Origin of the sequence: Streptomyces mutomycini (assembly GCF_001700505.1) — a bacterium.
GTDB lineage: Bacteria > Actinomycetota > Actinomycetes > Streptomycetales > Streptomycetaceae > Streptomyces > Streptomyces mutomycini.
Genome location: NZ_MAPV01000209.1, coordinates 1 through 17,801, shown reverse-complemented (window position 1 = coordinate 17,801; position 17,801 = coordinate 1). Strand labels below are relative to the sequence as shown.

At 68.7% G+C, this 17,801-nt stretch carries 10 protein-coding genes; 7 read left to right on the top strand and 3 right to left on the bottom strand.

Features of this window, described 5'->3' with window-relative positions:
* The coding region (locus BFF76_RS26465) for an AfsA-related hotdog domain-containing protein (RefSeq protein WP_275935680.1) at positions 1-628 on the top strand (628 nt) is incomplete at its 5' end.
* Between the two features lie 28 nt (positions 629-656).
* Here BFF76_RS26465 and BFF76_RS26460 read toward each other — a convergent pair.
* The gene (locus BFF76_RS26460; protein ID WP_031089578.1) at positions 657-1,268 is read right to left on the bottom strand and encodes a TetR/AcrR family transcriptional regulator; all 612 of its coding nucleotides are present in this window, start codon (positions 1,266-1,268) and stop codon (positions 657-659) included.
* Between the two features lie 94 nt (positions 1,269-1,362).
* Between BFF76_RS26460 and BFF76_RS26455 the strand changes: the two genes are divergently transcribed.
* From BFF76_RS26455 to BFF76_RS26425, 6 genes are all read left to right on the top strand, one after another.
* A complete protein-coding gene (locus BFF76_RS26455) occupies positions 1,363-2,577 on the top strand; it encodes an acyl-CoA dehydrogenase family protein (RefSeq protein WP_065849200.1) in 1,215 nt (404 codons plus the stop codon).
* On the top strand, positions 2,574-3,263 hold the full coding sequence (locus BFF76_RS26450; protein ID WP_031089581.1) for an HAD family hydrolase: 690 nt from the start codon (positions 2,574-2,576) through the stop codon (positions 3,261-3,263). The genes BFF76_RS26455 and BFF76_RS26450 overlap by 4 nt, the downstream gene beginning before the upstream one ends.
* Before the next feature lie 688 nt (positions 3,264-3,951).
* Positions 3,952-12,573: a golvesin C-terminal-like domain-containing protein gene (locus tag BFF76_RS26440; RefSeq protein WP_079122496.1), complete on the top strand. Its 8,622-nt coding sequence runs from the start codon at positions 3,952-3,954 to the stop codon at positions 12,571-12,573.
* Positions 12,574-12,645: 72 nt separating this feature from the next.
* A complete protein-coding gene (locus BFF76_RS26435; RefSeq protein WP_065849198.1) occupies positions 12,646-13,164 on the top strand; it encodes a hypothetical protein in 519 nt (172 codons plus the stop codon).
* A gap of 97 nt (positions 13,165-13,261) precedes the next feature.
* Positions 13,262-13,984: a DUF4328 domain-containing protein gene (locus BFF76_RS26430; RefSeq protein ID WP_042836058.1), complete on the top strand. Its 723-nt coding sequence runs from the start codon at positions 13,262-13,264 to the stop codon at positions 13,982-13,984.
* A gap of 320 nt (positions 13,985-14,304) precedes the next feature.
* Complete coding sequence (locus BFF76_RS26425) at positions 14,305-14,634, top strand: hypothetical protein (RefSeq protein WP_324610346.1); 330 nt, start codon at positions 14,305-14,307, stop codon at positions 14,632-14,634.
* An 88-nt stretch (positions 14,635-14,722) separates the two neighbouring features.
* Here the strand turns inward: BFF76_RS26425 and lepB are convergent, their stop codons facing one another.
* Positions 14,723-15,349: a signal peptidase I gene (gene lepB, locus BFF76_RS26420; RefSeq protein ID WP_031089593.1), complete on the bottom strand. Its 627-nt coding sequence runs from the start codon at positions 15,347-15,349 to the stop codon at positions 14,723-14,725.
* 83 nt (positions 15,350-15,432) lie between these two features.
* A partial coding sequence (locus BFF76_RS32505) for an FG-GAP-like repeat-containing protein (protein WP_065849197.1) occupies positions 15,433-17,801 on the bottom strand: 2,369 nt, incomplete at its 5' end.

Here is a 17,801-nt window from a genome sequence, read left to right as displayed (position 1 = left end):
GTCCAGTGCGGGACGATGCGGGATCACCTCTTCGCACGCGGCCGGGGCGCGCCTGGACGTGACGCTCACGGTCGACGGCCACCCCTGCGGGCGCGGTCACACCCGGGGGCTCATGCTGGACGACCGGCGCTACGGACTCTTACGGGGGCGTCCGGCCGCGTGCGAAGAGGTGATCCCGCATCGTCCCGCACTGGACGCCAGGATCGCCCGGCCGAGCAGGGTGGGCCGGCTGCGCTGGAAGGACTGCGTACTGGAACGGGACCGGCCCGACCAGCAGTGGGGGCTGCGGGTCGACCGCGATCACGCGGTCCTGTTCGACCACCCCACTGATCACGTACCGCTGATGGTCATGCTGGAGGGCTTCCGGCAGTTCGGCCACCTCACCGTCCATGAGGCGTCCCGAAGAATGTACGCCGGACAGGCCTTCGCCCTGGCCGGCCTCTCCCTGGACTGCGCCGCCTTCGGCGAGCTGGGAGAGAAGATAGTCCTGGACCTCGAGGAGGGCCCGTCCGACGAGTGCACCCTGCGCGTCGCGGCCCGCCAGGGGGGAAAACTGCTGGCCCGCGCCGACATGACCTGGAAGTGCGTGGGCAGCCGCGCCCCCTGGTCGCGGTTCGCCTCCTGGTGACCAGCCGGCGGCCCGGCCATGGCCTGTCTCAGTGCGCGGGGGTGTCATCGAGCGCCTGGGACAGAGCCTCCCACATCGCGTCGACGGCTTCGGCTTCGTCGGGGCCCGCGCGCCCGTGGCCGGCGTCGGAGCCGGTCTCCGTCAGGAACGCGCCGAAGAGTGCCGCCACGATGAGGTCTGCCAGGGGGATCGTGGGGATCGAGGCGTTCCAGTGGCCCGTCTTCTGGGTCTCGCGCACCAGGTGGAGCACGAGACCGTGTGTCTCCGTCAGCAGAGGTATCGGCCTCGCGGCCGAGCGGGCGGTCTCCGCCGACAGCCGCAACGCGGCGAGGGACCGCGCGTCCGTACCGAAGAGCCGTCCGAGGCCCAGGACGAGGGACCGCAGGCGGCTCGGCGCCGGGTGGGGCGAGATCCTGGCCTCGGTGAGCAGTTCCCCCAGTGCGCCGGACAAGTGGTTGTCCAGTGCGGCGGCCAGGTCCTCCTTGGTGGAGAAGTGGCCGTACAGTGCGCCCTTCGTCAGTCTGATGCGGTCCGCGATGTTCTGCAGGTTCGCGTTCGCGTACCCGTACCGCGCGAACTCGTAGGCAGCCGCGTCGAGTACGCGGTCGTACGTCCGCAGGGCACGTGCCTGTTTGGGCATGACGCTCCCCTTCTGTGCCGGCTCCGTAGCGGGACCGAAGTGCAAAAGATACGTTCGTGAACGAATTCTATTCATCGAATGAGGTGCTCGCCAGATGATGCAGCGTCACAATCCGGTGGACGACCAGCTCGGCGGGATATCGACGGCCCTTCCGGTGGCCGTCCTGGCCGCGGTCGAGAGCGCGGCCACCCACGCCGTGGTCGCCGACGATGCCCGCAGGCTCGGGGAGGAGACCGTCGCCCTCCTGACCCGTGCCGGCTTCGCACGCCACTTCGTGCCCCGCGCCTGGGGAGGTACGGAAGGAACGTTCGGGAGTCTGGTCACGGCGGTCACCGCCGTGGGGGAGGGGTGCGCCTCCGCGGCATGGTGCGCGGTCCTGTGGGCGGCCCACAGCCGGTTCGCGGCGTACCTGCCGCACGAAGGCCAGCGCGATCTGTGGTCGGACGGCCCGGACGCCCGGATCTGCGCCGCCGTCAGGCCGTCGGGTGAGGTACGCCGGCTGCCGTCCGGCCGGCTGCTGAGCGGTGAGTGGGAATGCGTCAGCGGGGTGGACTTCGCGGACTGGCTCCTGGTGTGCGCACCTGAGCCCGGCGCGGGAGGCGCGGCCGGGCTGCGCATGTTCGCGGTGCCGAAGGGCGACTTCCTCGTGCGCGACTCCTGGAACAGCAGTGGCATGCGCGGCACCGGCAGCCACACCGCGGTGCTCGAGACCGTCTTCGTGCCGGACCACCGCAGCTTCCCCATGGAGGACCTGCTGGCGGGGACACCCGGCCCGGGGCGTTCCCGGTGCCACACGGTGCCCGCCCACCTCGCCGGCGGACTCCTCTTCTGCGCCCCGGCGCTCGGTGCTGCCCGCGGCGCGCTGGCCGAGTGGTCCCTCTGGGCGGCCCGCGCCCAGGCCCGGGGTCTGCCGCAGCACGACGGCAGCCGCCTGCACCACGCCCTGGCCCGCTCGGCCGACGACATCGAGGCCGCCGAACTCCTCCTCATGGAAGCGGCCAGATGCGCCGACACGGGCACCCGTGCCGAGACCGACGTCCTCAGAAACAGACGAAGATCCGCGGCCGCCGTCGATCTGCTCGTGCACGGCGTCGAACGGCTCTTCCGGACCGCGGGCGTGAGCGCCTGCGGCCGGCCTGGCCTGATCGAACGCAGCTGGCGGGACGTCCACACCGTCGCCGCACACCAGATGCTCCGGAGGGAGACGGCGGCCATGGTCTACGCCGCGTCCGTCTTCTCCTCGCTCACCGACCCCACCGCCCCGGCCGCTGTCCGGCCTGCGGCCCTGCGAGAGGTATCCGCGTCATGAGTACCGAACCACTGTTCGCGCAGAACGACACCGCGCCCGCCTACCTGGTGTTCTGCGACGTCGACGACACTCTCATCCGCTGCAGGAGCGGGGTGGAGTTCCTCCGCCACTACGCGCGGCTCCGGCACGGAGCCGACGGCGCGACCTCCACCGAAGAGTTACTCGCGGGCCTCTACGCGCGGATGGCCGGTGGCATGTCACGGGAGGAGGCCAACCGGGAGTACCACCGGGCCTGGAGACGCAGTCCGGTCGACGAGGTCGAGGACCAGGCCGGCCGGTGGTACGAGCAACGCAGCCGGGCCGAGGACTTCTACATCACCGAGACGGTCGACGCCCTCCGCCGGCACCGGGCCGCGGGCGCGGCCGTGGCGCTGGTCTCCGGTTCGTTCCCGCCGCTGATACCCCATGTCGCGAAGGTGGTCGGGGCGCAGTACGTGCTCGGGGCCAGGCTGGAGCGGTGCGGCCGCTTCCTGACCGGTGAACTGCTCGGCCGGCCCGCCATCGGTGAGGGCAAGTGCGTGCTGGTGCGTGAACTCCTCGACCAGCACCCCCACATCGACCCCGAGGACTGCTACGCGTACGGCGACCACCCCTCCGACCTGCCCATGCTGCACATGGTCGGGCACGCCTTGCTGGTGACCCCTGACGGGTCGCACGCGCCCGTGAACCCGGCGGTCATGGCCTGACACGCCCGTACTCGCGGTCGACTGCCCTCACCCGGCACCCCGGGTGCCCCGGGGCGCGGTGTTGTCGACATCCGTCGAGTCGGCGAGCGAGACCTGCCTGCCCACCGGGACACCGTCCTCGGAGTGGGTTCGACGGTGCATGGCGGCGGCCCAGGCTGCCGCACCCCGGACTGCGACCGCCCTCTGGATGTACCAGGGGGCGGTCGTGTGCCAGGGGTCGCTCAGCCGTTGGGTCCCGGCGACCAGGGCGTGAACTGCTCGACCGGTCCGCCGGGCATCCACTCCACCGGGTCCGCTCAGGAGCGAATGAGGGCTGAACCGCCTGGTTGCACCCACGCTGCGTGCCGTATGAAACCGTACGGACATTTCGCCCACCGTGCGTCGCGATAATGCGGTGACCTGCGGTGCTTCGAGTCACGTTCGGTGAAGAGTCCCAATCGTCCGTCCTGTTGACGCCGCGTCATCGGCGTGTATACAACGCGCTTGATTCATCGACAGCGCTCCGATCCCCGCATCCGATCGCGCCTTTGGCATGCCCGAAAGCAGCCCGAGCGTCCGGAGACGGGAACCGGTGGCGTCATGCAGCGCCCATGGCGCGAAGAAGAGGCGGACGTACGTGAGAACGCGACACCGAGGACTGCTTGCCGGTCTCGTCGCATCGGCCGTGGTGGGGACTCTGATCCCGCCCATGGTCTTTGCGGCGCCGGCGGCAGCGGCGGATCCAAGCGGTGACGGGGGCGAGGAGACAAGTGTCCTCGACGCCGTCAAGGGGTGGTTCACCGACGGCGAGGAACCGCAGCCGGTCAACGCTCTGGAGATATCCAGCCGCGAGAAACTGGCCAAGGGAACGAAGGACCCCAAGCCGAAGCGGGTCAAGGAGCTGAAGAACCGGCGCACTCCCAGTGCCCGGTTCTTCGAGCTCTCGGACGGCCGCGTGGAGGCCGAACTGACCGCGGTGCCCACCGCGTACCGGGACGAGAAGAACAAGACCTGGAAGCCGATCGACGTCTCCGTGCGGGAGACTTCGAAGAAGGGCTTCGACTACGCCAACACCGCCAACCTGGGCCGGACGTACTTCGGCTCCGAGCCGGGTGAGCTGGTACGGATCGAAGGCGGGGGCGGCGAGCACGTCACCCTCGGCCTGGACACCGCGACGTCCCCCGGCGGCAAGGACCTGAAGCCGGCGGCCAAGGGCGCCAAGGTCGTCTACGCGAACGCCGTCGAGGGCGCGGACCTGGAGTACGTGGTCGAGCCCGGCCAGGTCAAGGAGAACATCGTCCTGGCCGAGCGCCCGGACGGGCCGGTGAAGTTCACCTTCACCCTGGACGCGGGCGGCCTGACGCCCAAGGCCCGCAAGGACGGATCGGTCGCCCTGTACGGCGAGGCGCCCCGGACGCCGGTGATGGTCATCCCCGCCCCGTACATGACGGACGCGGCGAAGGACCCGAAGTCCCCGACCGGCGGCACCTACAGCACCGAGGTCACCCAGAAACTGACCAGGGACGGTGACGACTGGAAGATCACCGTCACACCGGACACCAAGTGGCTGGCCGACAAGGACCGCCAGTACCCGGTCGTGATCGACCCGACGATCACCATCAGCCCGGACGCGACCGGTTCGAAGGACACCATGGTCCTGTCCGACCAGCCGTCCACGAACTTCAACACCACGTGGAAGATGTCGGCAGGCAAGACCGACACCGGTATATCCCGCTCCCTGGTGGAGTTCCCGTTGTCGGAGATCCCGGCAGGGGTGAAGGTCGACTCCGCCCGCCTGGGCATGTACTTCGACCAGTCGCACACCACCAACGCCAACGACGTCACCATCGGCGCCTACCGGGCCACCGGTACCTGGACCGAGGGCGGCGCCACCTGGTCCAACACCAGCGGACTGGTGGGTGAGCTGTCCGGCACCACCGTGCAGATCGACGACGGTGACGCGGGCACGGCCGCGGTCGGCGAGTGGCCGAAGGTCTCCACCACCAGCACGGCGAACGTCGGCAGTGACTACGCGTACAACAAGAACGCGGCCACCGGCGAGAGCTACACCTACCAGCCCCGGATCGCCGAAACGGCGTCCTACCGCGTCGAGGCGCACTACTCGCCGCTGGCCGACAACACCACCGCGGCCCCGTACAAGGTCCTCCACGACGGGCTGACCCACAACTACACCGTCGACCAGACGGCCGGGACCACGTCGGCCTGGAAGGCCCTGACCAGCACCCAGCTGGAGTTCAACAAGGGCAACGCCGACAAGATCGTCCTGGGCGACACGGGCGACTCCACCAAGCGGACCATGGCCGACGCCGTGCGCCTGGTGAACCCCGCCTCGATCGTCAAGAACACCGGCGAGTACAACCAGTGGCACAACTTCCCGGTGACCGACACCGTCCAGAAGTGGGTGTCGGGGACCGCCGCCAACTACGGCTTCGTGCTCAAGGCCACCGACGAGTCGGCCACCGCGCCGACCGGCGGCCCGCGCTACGAGGCTGCCGACGGCTCCACCTACGGGGGAGAGACGGCGACCATCCCGCGGCTGACCGTCACCTACGGCAAGGTCGGCACGTCGCTGAACTCGCCGGAGGTCGTGCACTCCACCGGCCCCGAACTGAGCTGGCCCGCGTACAGGAACGACAGCGGCGACACCAAGCTCGACATCGCCGAATACCAGCTGCACCGGTCGACCCTGCAGGCGTTCACCCCGTCGTCCGCGACCCTGGTGGCACCGATCGCCGAGACCGCGACCACCTACACCGACACCACCGCGACGCCGTCCCCGAACGGGGCCGGAACACCGGAGATCGGCCGGTCGTACTACTACCAGATCGTCGTCAAGACCACTGACGGACAGCTGCTCGGCTCCCCGACGCGGACCGTCGGCATCCCCAAGCCGGGCCGCACCATGCGCCTGCTCCAGGGCACCGACGACGTCACCGACACCACGCTCTCCTCCCAGCAGCCCACCACCAACCAGGACACCATCCAGTCCTTCGGGGTCGGCCAGAAGTGGCTGAGCACCGGTGACAACTCCGGCACCTACGGCACTACCCGTGCCGCGCTGAAGTTCAACACCACAGCCATCCCCACCACGGCCACCGTCCTCGAAGGCCGGATGTACATGTGGGGTGCGGAGACCACCAACACCTCCGCAGGTGCCGTCTACGAACTCCACGGCCTGAACAAGACCTTCGACGAGACCACCGCCACCTGGAACCAGTCGGCCACCTCGGCCCCCTGGACCGCTCCGGGCGGCGACTTCTCGGCCACCGTCTCGGACACCGTGCCCCAGTTCACCGAGGAGGTCGGACGTCACTGGTGGGACGCCACCACACTCGCCAAGAGCTGGGTGAAGACCCCTGCCGGCAACAAGGGCGCCCTGGTCAAGCTGGCCGGCGACACCGACGCCACCCAGCAGGAGCGCACCCTGTGGCTGGCCTCGGAGGCCGCCGACTACCAGCTCGGCCCGCTGCTGCGCGTCATCTACGTCGACTCGACCACCGAGGACACGTACTACGCGCCGCAGACCCCGGCCCGGATGACCCCGAACTCCACCTACACCGTGGACATGACGGTCACCAACACCACGAGCGCGGCCTGGGCGGCCGGTGAGCGCCAGCTCTCCTACACCTGGAAGCTGCCCGACGGCACCGACGTCACCACCGGCGGCAACCAGGCGGCCACCGCCGTCCCGGCCCTGATCCCCGGCGAGTCCGCCACCGTCAAGGCCACCGTCAAGACCCCGATCAACTCGGACAGCGGCAGCAAGCGCACCGAATACGTCCTCGGCTGGGACGTGAAGAAGGTCGCCGACGGCTCCTGGCTCTCGGTCACCAACCCCTCGATCACCCCGCTGAAGCAGCCGGTGGCGGTCGAGGACCCGACGTCCAACTCGCTGGGCATGGAGAAGTTCTACGCCTACGCGGGCAAGAACACCGGCGCCGGCTCGACGGTCATGAACAACCTCGCGTCGGGCAACAGCGTGTGGTCGTACAACGCGTTCAGCAACCCGGGCCGGGGCCTGACCACGTTCGCGCGGTTCGCCTACAACTCCCTGGACACCTCCGACACGGTCGCCGGTCACGGCTGGTCCCTCCAGGCCGCCGGCCCCATCCGGCTCGGTGCTCCGCTGGACTTCCACCCCAACCCGAATCCGACCGAGATCCGGCTCCCGGACGGCGACGGCACCACGCACGTCTTCCGCAAGCAGGAAGACGGCACCTGGAAGGCGCCCGCGGGCGTTCACTACCGCGTGACCATGAAGGCCGGGCTGGACTGCACCCCGGCCAAGGACCCGATCCCGGACGCCTGGACGATGACCCGCCCGGACGGGACCCGGTTCCTGTTCGGCTGCGACGGCTACCTCACCTCGACGGTCGACAAGAACGGCAACACACAGCTGTTCACCTACGAGGAGCGGAAGTCCAACAACAAGCCGACCAAGTTCCTCAAGTACATCACCGACCCGGCCGGCCGGCAGTCGCTGAGCGTCGAGTACTGGGACAAGGGCCAGAACGGCTACCAGTACATCAACGACTCCGGTGTGCTGACCTCGGACACCGGCAGCCTCAACAACTCGAAGATCTACGACCACGTCCGCTCGGTCACCGACATCTCGGGCCGGAAGGTCGAGTTCTACTACACGGACAAGGGCCTGCTCGGGCAGTTCACCGACGGTGTGGGCAGCTCCCAGCCGAAGAACTTCAAGTTCACGTACGACGCTACCCAGGGCAACAAGAACGTCAAGCTGGTCAAGGTCACCGACCCGCGCGGCAACGGCACGTCCCTGGCGTACTACGCCCCGCAGTCCGGTGACGACCCGAAGTACCACTGGTGGACGAAGACGGTCACGGACCGGCTGAACGGTGCGACCGGCTTCGACTACGCGGTCGACGCGTCGAACGCGAAGTTCACCCGGAGCAGGGTCACGGACGCGGAGACCCACACGGCGACCCACGTGACTGACGACTTCGGCCGTCCCGTGCAGACCACGAATGCCAAGTCCCAGACGACGAAGATGAGCTGGGACGCGGACAACAACGTCACGTATATGGAGGAGGACAACGGCGCCAAGACCGCGTACTGCTACGACCAGAAGACGGGCTACCCGCTCTGGCAGCGCGACGCGGAGAACAACAAGGCAGGCGTGCCGCCCGCGGCCGACTGCGCTCCGGGAACGTACCCGGCGAACTCGCAGCAGTACAGCTACCAGACACGTCTGGACGGCTTCTCGGCCGATCTCCACACGAAGACCTCTCCCGAGGGCAACAAGTGGCAGTTCGGTTATGACTCGTTCGGCAACCTGAAGACGGTCACCGACCCGGAGGGCGTCGCGACCGCGACGGCCGACGACTACACCACCAAGAACGAGTACGACGCCTACGGTCAGCTGACCAAGGTGACCGACGCCAAGGGCAACCCCACGACCAACAGCGGCTTCGGCCCGACGGGCTACCCGGCGACGATCACCGACGCGCTGGGCAACGCGACGTCCTACGTGTACGACGAGCGGGGTCAGGTCAAGGAAGTCACCGACGCGCTCGGCAAGAAGGTCACCCAGACCTACGACACCTTCGGGCGTCCCAAGGTCGCGACGGTGCCCAAGGAAGCCGGGGTCGTGATCACCACCCCGGAGCCGGAGTACGACGCCAACGACAACACCACCACGTCGACCTCGCCCAACGGCGCGGTCTCCACGGCGGTGTACGACGCGGCGGACCAGATCACCTCGGCCACGGCGCCGAAGGACACCTCCACATCCGGCGAGCGGAAGTCGACGTACACCTACGACAAGGTCGGCAACCTCAGGACGACGACCGAGCCGAAGGGTGCGCTGACCACGTCCGACGCGACGGACTACGTCACGACCAACACGTATGACGAGGTCTACCAGCTGCTCTCCGCGGTCAACGCGGACGGCGACAGGATCTCCTACACGTACGACAACGTCGGCAACCTCACCAAGGTGGTGGACCCGAAGAAGAACGCCACCGCCGACCCCGACGACTACATGACCAAGACCGCCTACGACCTGAACCACCGGGTCACGACGGTCACGGACGCGGCCGGCAAGTCCACCTCGCGGACGTACAACAAGGACTCCCTGGTCGTCGAGACCAAGGACGCCGAGAACAACTCCACGTTCTTCGACTACGACAAGCGCGGCAAGCAGAAGGAGATCCGCGCCCCCTACTCCGCGACCACGATCCGCAAGACCCAGTTCGAGTACGACCAGGTCGGCAACACCACCAAGGTCATCACGCCGCGGGGCACCGCGACGACGGGTACCGCGGACGACTTCGCGCAGCGCACCGAGTACGACGCGCTGAACCGTCCGGTCAAGCAGTTCCAGCCGTACGACCCGGCGGACGGCCGCTACAACAAGGCGGACGTCTACACCCAGACGTCGTACGACGCCGTGGGCCGGGTGGCGAAGACCTCGCTGCCGCCCTCCGCGGGTGAGACGGTCCGCAACGACACCACCTACGAGTACTTCGACAACGGCTGGACGAGGAAGTCCACCGATCCGTGGGACATCACCACGACCTACGACTACACCGAGACGGGCCAGCAGAAGGCCCGCACGCTGACCTCGGCGGGCGGCTCCTCGGACCGCACCATGGCGTGGTCGTACTACCCCGACGGCAAGCTCAAGTCGAAGTCCGACGACGGTGTGCCGGTCGGCAAGTCGGTCGTGCTGGTCGACAACTCCGACACCCAGCACACCTCCTCCACCGGTACATGGGCGACGGGAGACCTCACCGGCCAGCAGGGCTACAACCACCGCACGCACACGGCGGGCACAGGCGCGGATGCCTTCACCTGGACGCTGAACATCCCCAAGGACGGCACGTACACGGCGTACGTGAAGTACCCGAAGATCACCGGCGCCGCCACCACCGCCAAGTACACCCTCACCCACGGCACGACCACCGAGCCTTCGGTGACGAAGGACCAGACGGCGAACACCGGCACCTGGGTCGGCCTGGGCAGCTACACCCTCAAGCAGGGCGAGGGCAGCAAGCTCGAGCTGGCTCAGAACAGCGGTGGTGCGGTCGTCGCGGACGCGGTCAAGCTGGTGCGTGACACCAGTGGTGAGACCGACAGCGAGAAGCACACCTTCGCCTACGCCTACGACGTCAACAGCAACCTCACCTCGGTCGACGACACCTCGTCCGGCGCGAAGATCGACGCCTACACGGTGGCGTACACGGGCCTGAACCAGGTCGCGAAGGTGACGGAGGCGCTGGCCGGCGCGGAGAAGAAGGTCACGTCGTACACCTACGACGCCAACGGCCAGACGGATACGGTCACCCACCCCGACCAGTTCTCCAAGTACACCTACGACCTGCGAGAGCAGGTCAAGACGGTGTCGGTCGGCAAGACGGCGGCCGATGCCTCACCGAAGGTGAGCTCCTACACCTACACCGACCGCGGCCAGAAGCTCCAGGAGACCAAGGCCAACAAGAACACGGTCGACTCCACCTACTACCTGAACGGCGCCCTGAAGTCGACGACGGAGAAGAAGGGCTCCGGCACCCTCGTCTCCTCGCACACCTACGCCTACGACGCCAACGGCAACAAGGCGCAGGACGTGGCGAAGAAGATGAACGCCGACAACCACGCGGCGTACCTCGACTCCACCACGGACTACACCTACGACCCGGCTGACCGACTCGCCAAGTCGGTCAAGACGGGCACGGGTGCGGGCACCGACACCTATGTCCACGACGACAACGCCAACGTCATCAGCCAGTCGGTCAAGGGCGTTTCCACGACGTTCGACTACGACCGCAACCGGCTGCTGACCGCCACCGTGGCAGGCTCGACCGCGAGCTACACCTACGACCCGTTCGGCCGTCAGGAGTCGGTCACCGCCGGCGGAAAGATCGTCGAGCGCAGCGTCTACGACGGCTTCGACCACATCGTCGAGTCCCAGAAGGCGGACGACACGGGCGCGCTGAAGTCGACGAAGTTCACGTTCGACCCGCTGGACCGCACCGCGTCGAAGACGGCGGACGGCAAGACGACCGACTTCAACTACCTCGGCATGTCCAGCGAGGTGCTGGGTGAGGAAGTCGCCGGTGAGCTCACCAAGTCCTACCAGTACAGCCCGTGGGGCGAGCGTCTCTCCCAGGTCAAGCACAACGCCGACGGAACCAGCGAGGACGGCTTCTACGGCTACAACTCGCACACCGACGTCGAGACGCTGACCGACAAGGACGGCGACACCAAGTCGACCTACGGCTACACCGCCTACGGCTCCGACGACAAGGACGAGTTCACCGGCATCGACAAGCCGGAGGCGGCCGATCCGTCCAAGGAGGCATACAACCCCTACCGCTTCAGCGCCAAGCGCTGGGACGCGCAGACCGGCACCTACGACATGGGGTTCCGGGACTACAGCCCGGGGCTCAACCGGTTCACCAGCCGGGACATGTACAACGGGGCCCTCTCGGACATGGGACTCGGGTCGGACCCCTTCACGGGGAACCGCTACGCCTTCACCGGCGGCAACCCCGTCAGCAATGTCGAACTGGACGGCCACATCTTCGGGTGTGCCGTCTGCAGCGACGTCATCGACAAAGTCGGCGACCTCGTATCGGACGCGACCAAGAAGACCAAGGGCGGATGGCTGTCCGTCGCCGACACGTTCCTCACCGGCATCGGCTGGTACAACGAGACGGCGCCCAACGGGTACGAGACGGAGCCCGGTGCCACGCCGGACTACGGCAAGGGTCTGCTCGTCAAACCGGACGACGAGAAGGAATGGACCGGCGGCGTCACCCGGTTCCCCTTCCAGGACCAGGGCTGCAAGGACAGTCGGCAGAGCATGATCTACTACATGCCGCTCGACGACGCGGGACGCGCTCAGGGGGCGATCGGCTGTCTGAACTGGCACGACACCAACAACGTGGACAAGGGGACCGGCGAGATCTACGGGGACGGCGGGATCTTCGGCAGCGGAACGGTCTGGCCGACCGACGACCCCCTGTACATCCCCAAGGCGATGCAGAAGGGTGGTCCGCTCTATCGGAAGGGCCTGGAGCGAGGTCATCTGATCGCCAGCCGCTTCGGCGGCTCCGGTACGGACATCAGGAACCTGGCGCCGATCCACGGTGACGTGAACCGGGGTGCGATGGCGAGGGTGGAGGACGCGGTGGCCGAGCAGATCAACAGCGGCAACACCGTCTTCTACCAGGTCATGGTGCACTACCCCAGTGCCACCGATCCGATGCCGGACCGGTTCGACATAACCTGGAACAGCTCGAGCGGCGCCAGCGGTTCGGTGCCGGTCTACAACACCCCATAGAGTGAGACCGGGGGGCGTGTCGTATATCTGACACGCCCCCCGGTCCAAGCCTTCGATCGGAATGTGAAGAGAATGTGGATCGAGCGAATCGCTGAGGCCACGCACTGGGAGCCGCTTCGGCTCGATCTTCCCTGGAACAGCGTCGAGGAAGATCTCGGTACGCCGCTGCCCGAGGACTACAAGAAGCTTGCCGAGACGTTCGGCAAGGGCGAATTCTCGGAGTTCTTGCGTGTTTTCACCGTCGATGCCACGAGGCAGTTCGACCTCGTCAGGATCTGGAAGAAGTTTCTCGACGGCGGCCCGGAGAGCGGTCCCGATCCCGCCTTCAAGCCCTACCGGATGTACCGGCCCGGTCAGCGCGGCCTCATTCCCTGGGCGTTCGGTGAGATGAAGTGCAGCTACTTCTGGCTGGCGTCCGCGGATGAGGACCCGGCGAGCTGGCCCATCGTCACACAGGGAGACCCGTATCCCTGGCACGAAGTGAACATGTCCACTTCCGAGTTCGTCTGCCGAGTGCTGACCGATCCCGATTTCGAGCCGTTCTCGATCGCGAGGCTGTTTCCGGAGCCCGACTTCTATCCGATGGACTGAGTCGCACACCGCCCCCGCGCCCGACGTGAGTCCCCCGTGACGGCCCCGGGCGCGCGCCAGGTGTGACGCCTGGAACGCCTGCGTCGCTGGTCGGAGTGTGAACACCAACGCGACGCACACCGCCGCCCCTTCACCCGCATACCTGGCGGTGCTGCGCTCACCGGTCGGCCTGGGGCTGGCCACCTCCCTGCTGCTCGGTGCCGTGATCGTCACGGATGTGCTGTCCCTCGCCTCGGGCGCCCATCTGTACGACCTGCTGCGCGGCATGCCGCACGACCGGGCGGCTCTGTGGGCGGTGCCCGGCGTCGAGGACCGGCAGCGCTCCTACGACCTCCTCGGCCTGCTCCGGAGCGTCTTCTACCTCGCCACCGGAATCGTCTACGTGTGCTGGCTGTACCGCTTGCGCGACAACGCCGAAGTCTTCGCGCCCGGCACTCACCGACATGGCCGCAGCTGGACCGGCTGGGGCTGGATCGTCCCGGTCGTCAACCTGTGGTTCCCACGACGGGTCACCCTCGACATCTGGGACGCGAGCCGTCCCGCGGGACCGCACTCGCCGGACCGGCCGGGCCATGGCCTGATCAACCTGTGGTGGGGTTTCTGGCTCGCGCAGGGCTTCATCTCGTTGGCAGGCGGCGCGGTCTACGACACGGCTGAATCGATCGGCCCGACGAACGTGGCTCTCGGCCTTCTCATGGCCTCCGACCTTCTCGACATCGTCTGTGCCGTTCTCGCTGTCCGGCTGGTCCGCACGCTGACGCACATGCAACACGACAGGGCGCGGGAAGGATCGGCCGTCCGGGAAGAGCCGCTCAGCTGATCGCGGTCGGTGGTGGGGCCAGCAGTCCGTCGGACACGCCGTGCCCGCCGCTGCCCGGCCGGACCGCTCCCGCCGCCGGGTTCGACGGGTGGCATTCGCCACAGTGACGTCTGAGACCGCGGATGCGCTTGGTGAGAGGGAACGGATGTCGTTCCCGCCGGGAGTTCCGTGTGGGCCCCGGCCGCACGTGGGACTCGGGGGTTGCCGTGGGATCGGGTGGGGACGGCAAGCGACTTCTTTCTGCCGGCGAGATGCGGACAGGGGTCACGGAATTCGTACGAAGAATAACGGCGCGGCGGCGATTGCCACTGGACTACTCGGTGGCGAGCCTTCGCGTGGTGGACCGCGTCGTCGACGGGCTCCGTGCCGCCGGACCGGAACAGACGGCCGTGGCGCGCGAACTGTTCTGGCTCGGGGCGTACGCGGGCGAGGTGTTCGTCCGGCGGGCCGGTGCCGAGTGGGTGGACCTCGACCCGGGGCACCAGAAGCTGTTCGGGCAGCTGGTGGGCGTCCGGATGCCTGACGGACGGGCGTGGAACCCGATCGGCAAGGTGGCCAACCGATTCGCTGCGGGGCCGGAGGAGTCCGTACAGCAGATGTACTTCCTGCTGCACGGACGCCTGGCGGTTCCGGCGTTGGCCGGCCGGTGAGCTGAGCCACGCTGAGCGTGGACGGCCGTTGTGCGGGCGAGGTGGTGAGGCCTGACGGCAAGCCCTGGCCCGGAGGGCTCCAAGCCGCTCACGCGTTCGTGGTGGGCCCCGCCGAGGCACACCGCACGCGGGCCCGCCGGTCGGCCGATACGGACATGCCGCCGCCGACGACGGTGCAGACGACGCCCAGCACCACGGCCAGTCCGAGCAGCGTGGGGACGGTCGCACTCGGGAGTGGGCGGCCCTGCACCGCGGAGACGGGGACGGTGCCCGACTTCTCGCTCAGGAAGTACCGCGAGTCGTTGGAGTTCCCCCTGTTGTCCCCCAGGAGGAACATGCGGCCGGGAGGCACGGTGACGTCGAAGGCGGGGGTGCTGGAGGGAGCCCGGTCCTCTTTCAGGTACGGCTCTTCGACCGGTCTGCCGTTGACGGTCAGCGAGCCGCCCGCGAACACGAGGTGATCACCCCCGAGTCCGATCACGCGCTGGAGGACCGGGAGTCCCCGGTATCTGCCCGGCACCTCGTAGAGCACGACGTCGCCCCGCCGGATCGCCGCGCCACCGAGCTTCTCGACCGGAATCCGGTCGCCTTCCCCGAACGTGGGCTCCATGGCTCCACCGGCCTTCACCGTGGTGTACGAGGTCTGGAGGTACACGAGTGCTCCCGCAGCCGTGACCAGCCCGAGTACGACCAGGAGCGTTCCCGCGATCAGCATGCCTCTGCTGGATCCGTGCCGATTCCGCATCGTCTCTTTCCGTAACTCATCCGTGCGTCGAAGGGGCCAGGGCCCGTGGTGGTTCACCGGGTGAGAGCGGCTCCGATGCTCCGGCCGGTACCGGCTACGAGGGCGGTGGGCCCGTACGAGGCGCCCAGACCACCGGTCACGGTCATCACGGTGCCGTCGCCGGAGTTCTCGCCCTCGGCGCCGAACGCAGGATCGGCCGTGCCGTCGCCGTTCAGATCGGTCAGGACCACTGCCGACCCGAACCGGTCGCCGGTCTCGGCAGCTCCCGGTACGCCGCCCGAGCCCTGTACGAAGGTGACCGCACCGGTCGTCGCGAGGCCGTCGGCGGAGCCGTGCAGCAGGTGGGCGCGCCCCGCCCCGCCCGGCGCGCCGATGAGCACATCGGCATACGCGTCCCCGTCGGTGTCGCCGACGGACAGGGAGGCACCGGCCTCGCCGCCGGTAGCCGCCGCGTCGAGACCGGTGCCGCCGATCACCGCGGCGTCAGAGGTACGGAGGCCGTCGGAGGAGCCGGGGTAGGTGACGATCTCTCCGCTGCCGGAGTCCGCCGACGGCCGTCCCACTGCCAGATCGGCGTAACCGTCACCGTTCAGGTCCCCGGCTGCCACGCTGCTGCCCCCGGCCCCGTCGACGACCGTCGCGGTGTCGGCGCGCAGCCCGCCCGCCGAGCCCCGCGCCAGGACCAGCGGCCAGGAGCCGTCCGCCGTACGGAAGGTCAGCGCGGCGTCGTCGAAGCCGTCACGGTCGAAGTCCGCGGTGGTCACGGCTGCGTCCTGGACGGGGCCGGCGGCGAGGGGGAGTGGCGCGGAGAAGACGCGGTCGGCGCCGTCCACGGTCCAGGCGCGACCCGCGCCGGGCGAGACGGCGAGGACGTCGTCGCCACCGTCCCCGTCGAAGTCGCCGGTGGCCAGAGCCGCGCCGAAGCGGGCGTCCCCGGTACGGGCCCCCACAGGCTCGTTGATCATGCCCGCCTGGCCGGTGAGGCCGTCTGGACCACCGCGCAGGACGCTGAGACCGCCCTCGTCGCTCGCGCCCGCGGTGACCTCCTCGCCGGGTGAGGACACCACGAGGTCCTGGTAGCCGTCACGGTCGAGGTCCCCGAAGGCGCTCGCCGTGCCGAAGCCGTCACCGTCCTCGGAGCCGCCGGGTACGCCCTCGCTCTCCTGCGTGACCACGGACCGGTTCGCGGCGTAGGGCGTGGTGGGGGTGCCTGGCACGACGCTCATCTGGCCCGCGCCCACGCGGCCGTTCGCGGTGGCTCGCGGCACACCCACGGAGAGGTCGGCCCGGCTGTCGCCGTTCGTGTCGCCGTGTGTGGAGGGAGCGCCGGACCCGGCCGCCGCTGTGCGGATCGCGGCAAGATCGCTGTAGAGATTCGTGCCCGGGCACTCCGTCGGGAAGCCGTCACGATGGCCGGAGATCCGGTTCATGGTGACCAGCTGGCCCTGGGTGTACTTGCCGTTGTCCGCTCCGGCCGTCATCACGAGCGACCCCGACGGGTTGACGCCGTACAGACCGAGCTTCCAGGACGCGAGCCGGGCGATGGCGTCGCGCACGGCGGGTGTGGTGCTCGCGGTGTTGAAGTCGCCGATCACGGCGACGCCACTGGTGTCGGTGTTGAACCCGTAGGTGTGCGCCCCGTACACCGGCCGGTCGATGCCGCCGGCGCGTCCCTCGAAGAGGGTTCCGCACTTGTCGACGAAGAAGTTGTAGCCGATGTCGTTCCAGCCGTTGGACTTCACGTGATAGGTGAGGATGCCCTGGATCACGGAGGCGGACTCGGCGCAGGTGTAGTCGTTCGTGCCGGCGGTGTGGTGCACGAACACCGCCTTCGTGTCCGTGGTGTACGTCGGCGGGTCGGCGACCAGCGATTCGTCGGCACCCCACTGGGCGCGCGAGGTGATCACGGGCGTGTCCGCCGCGGTCGCGGTCGCTGACGCGGTGCTTGCCGCTTCGGCCCGGGCCGGGGAGGGGCCGCCCGCGGGGTCCACCAGGTCGACGCGCAGTCCTCGCGGGAGCCCGGAGCCCGTGATGCGGGCCTGGACTCCGTCCGACGGGCCGACCCACAGGGGCTGGGTTCCGGCCCGGAGCCCAGGGCCTTCGTGGTCGGGACCGGCCTCCGGTGTGCGGACGTCGGTGTCCAGCGCGCGCCATGGGGACCAGGCACCGGTCTCCGCGTCCCGCACCCGGACCTCGGCCTCTCCGCCGAGCCGGGCACGCGGATCGTCCCAGGTGATGCCGAGCAGGCTGAACCGCCCGGTGTCGCGGGGCGTGAGCACCTTGCCGCCCCTGACGTCGGTGACCCCGTGCGTGGTGAGGGATCCGCCGCGGGGCCCGCCGCTGTCACCGGGCGCGGTCGCCGCAGCGGTGGGGGCGGGCAGCGCGGCCAGCAGGAGAGCAGTGGCCGCGAGGGTGCTGCGGG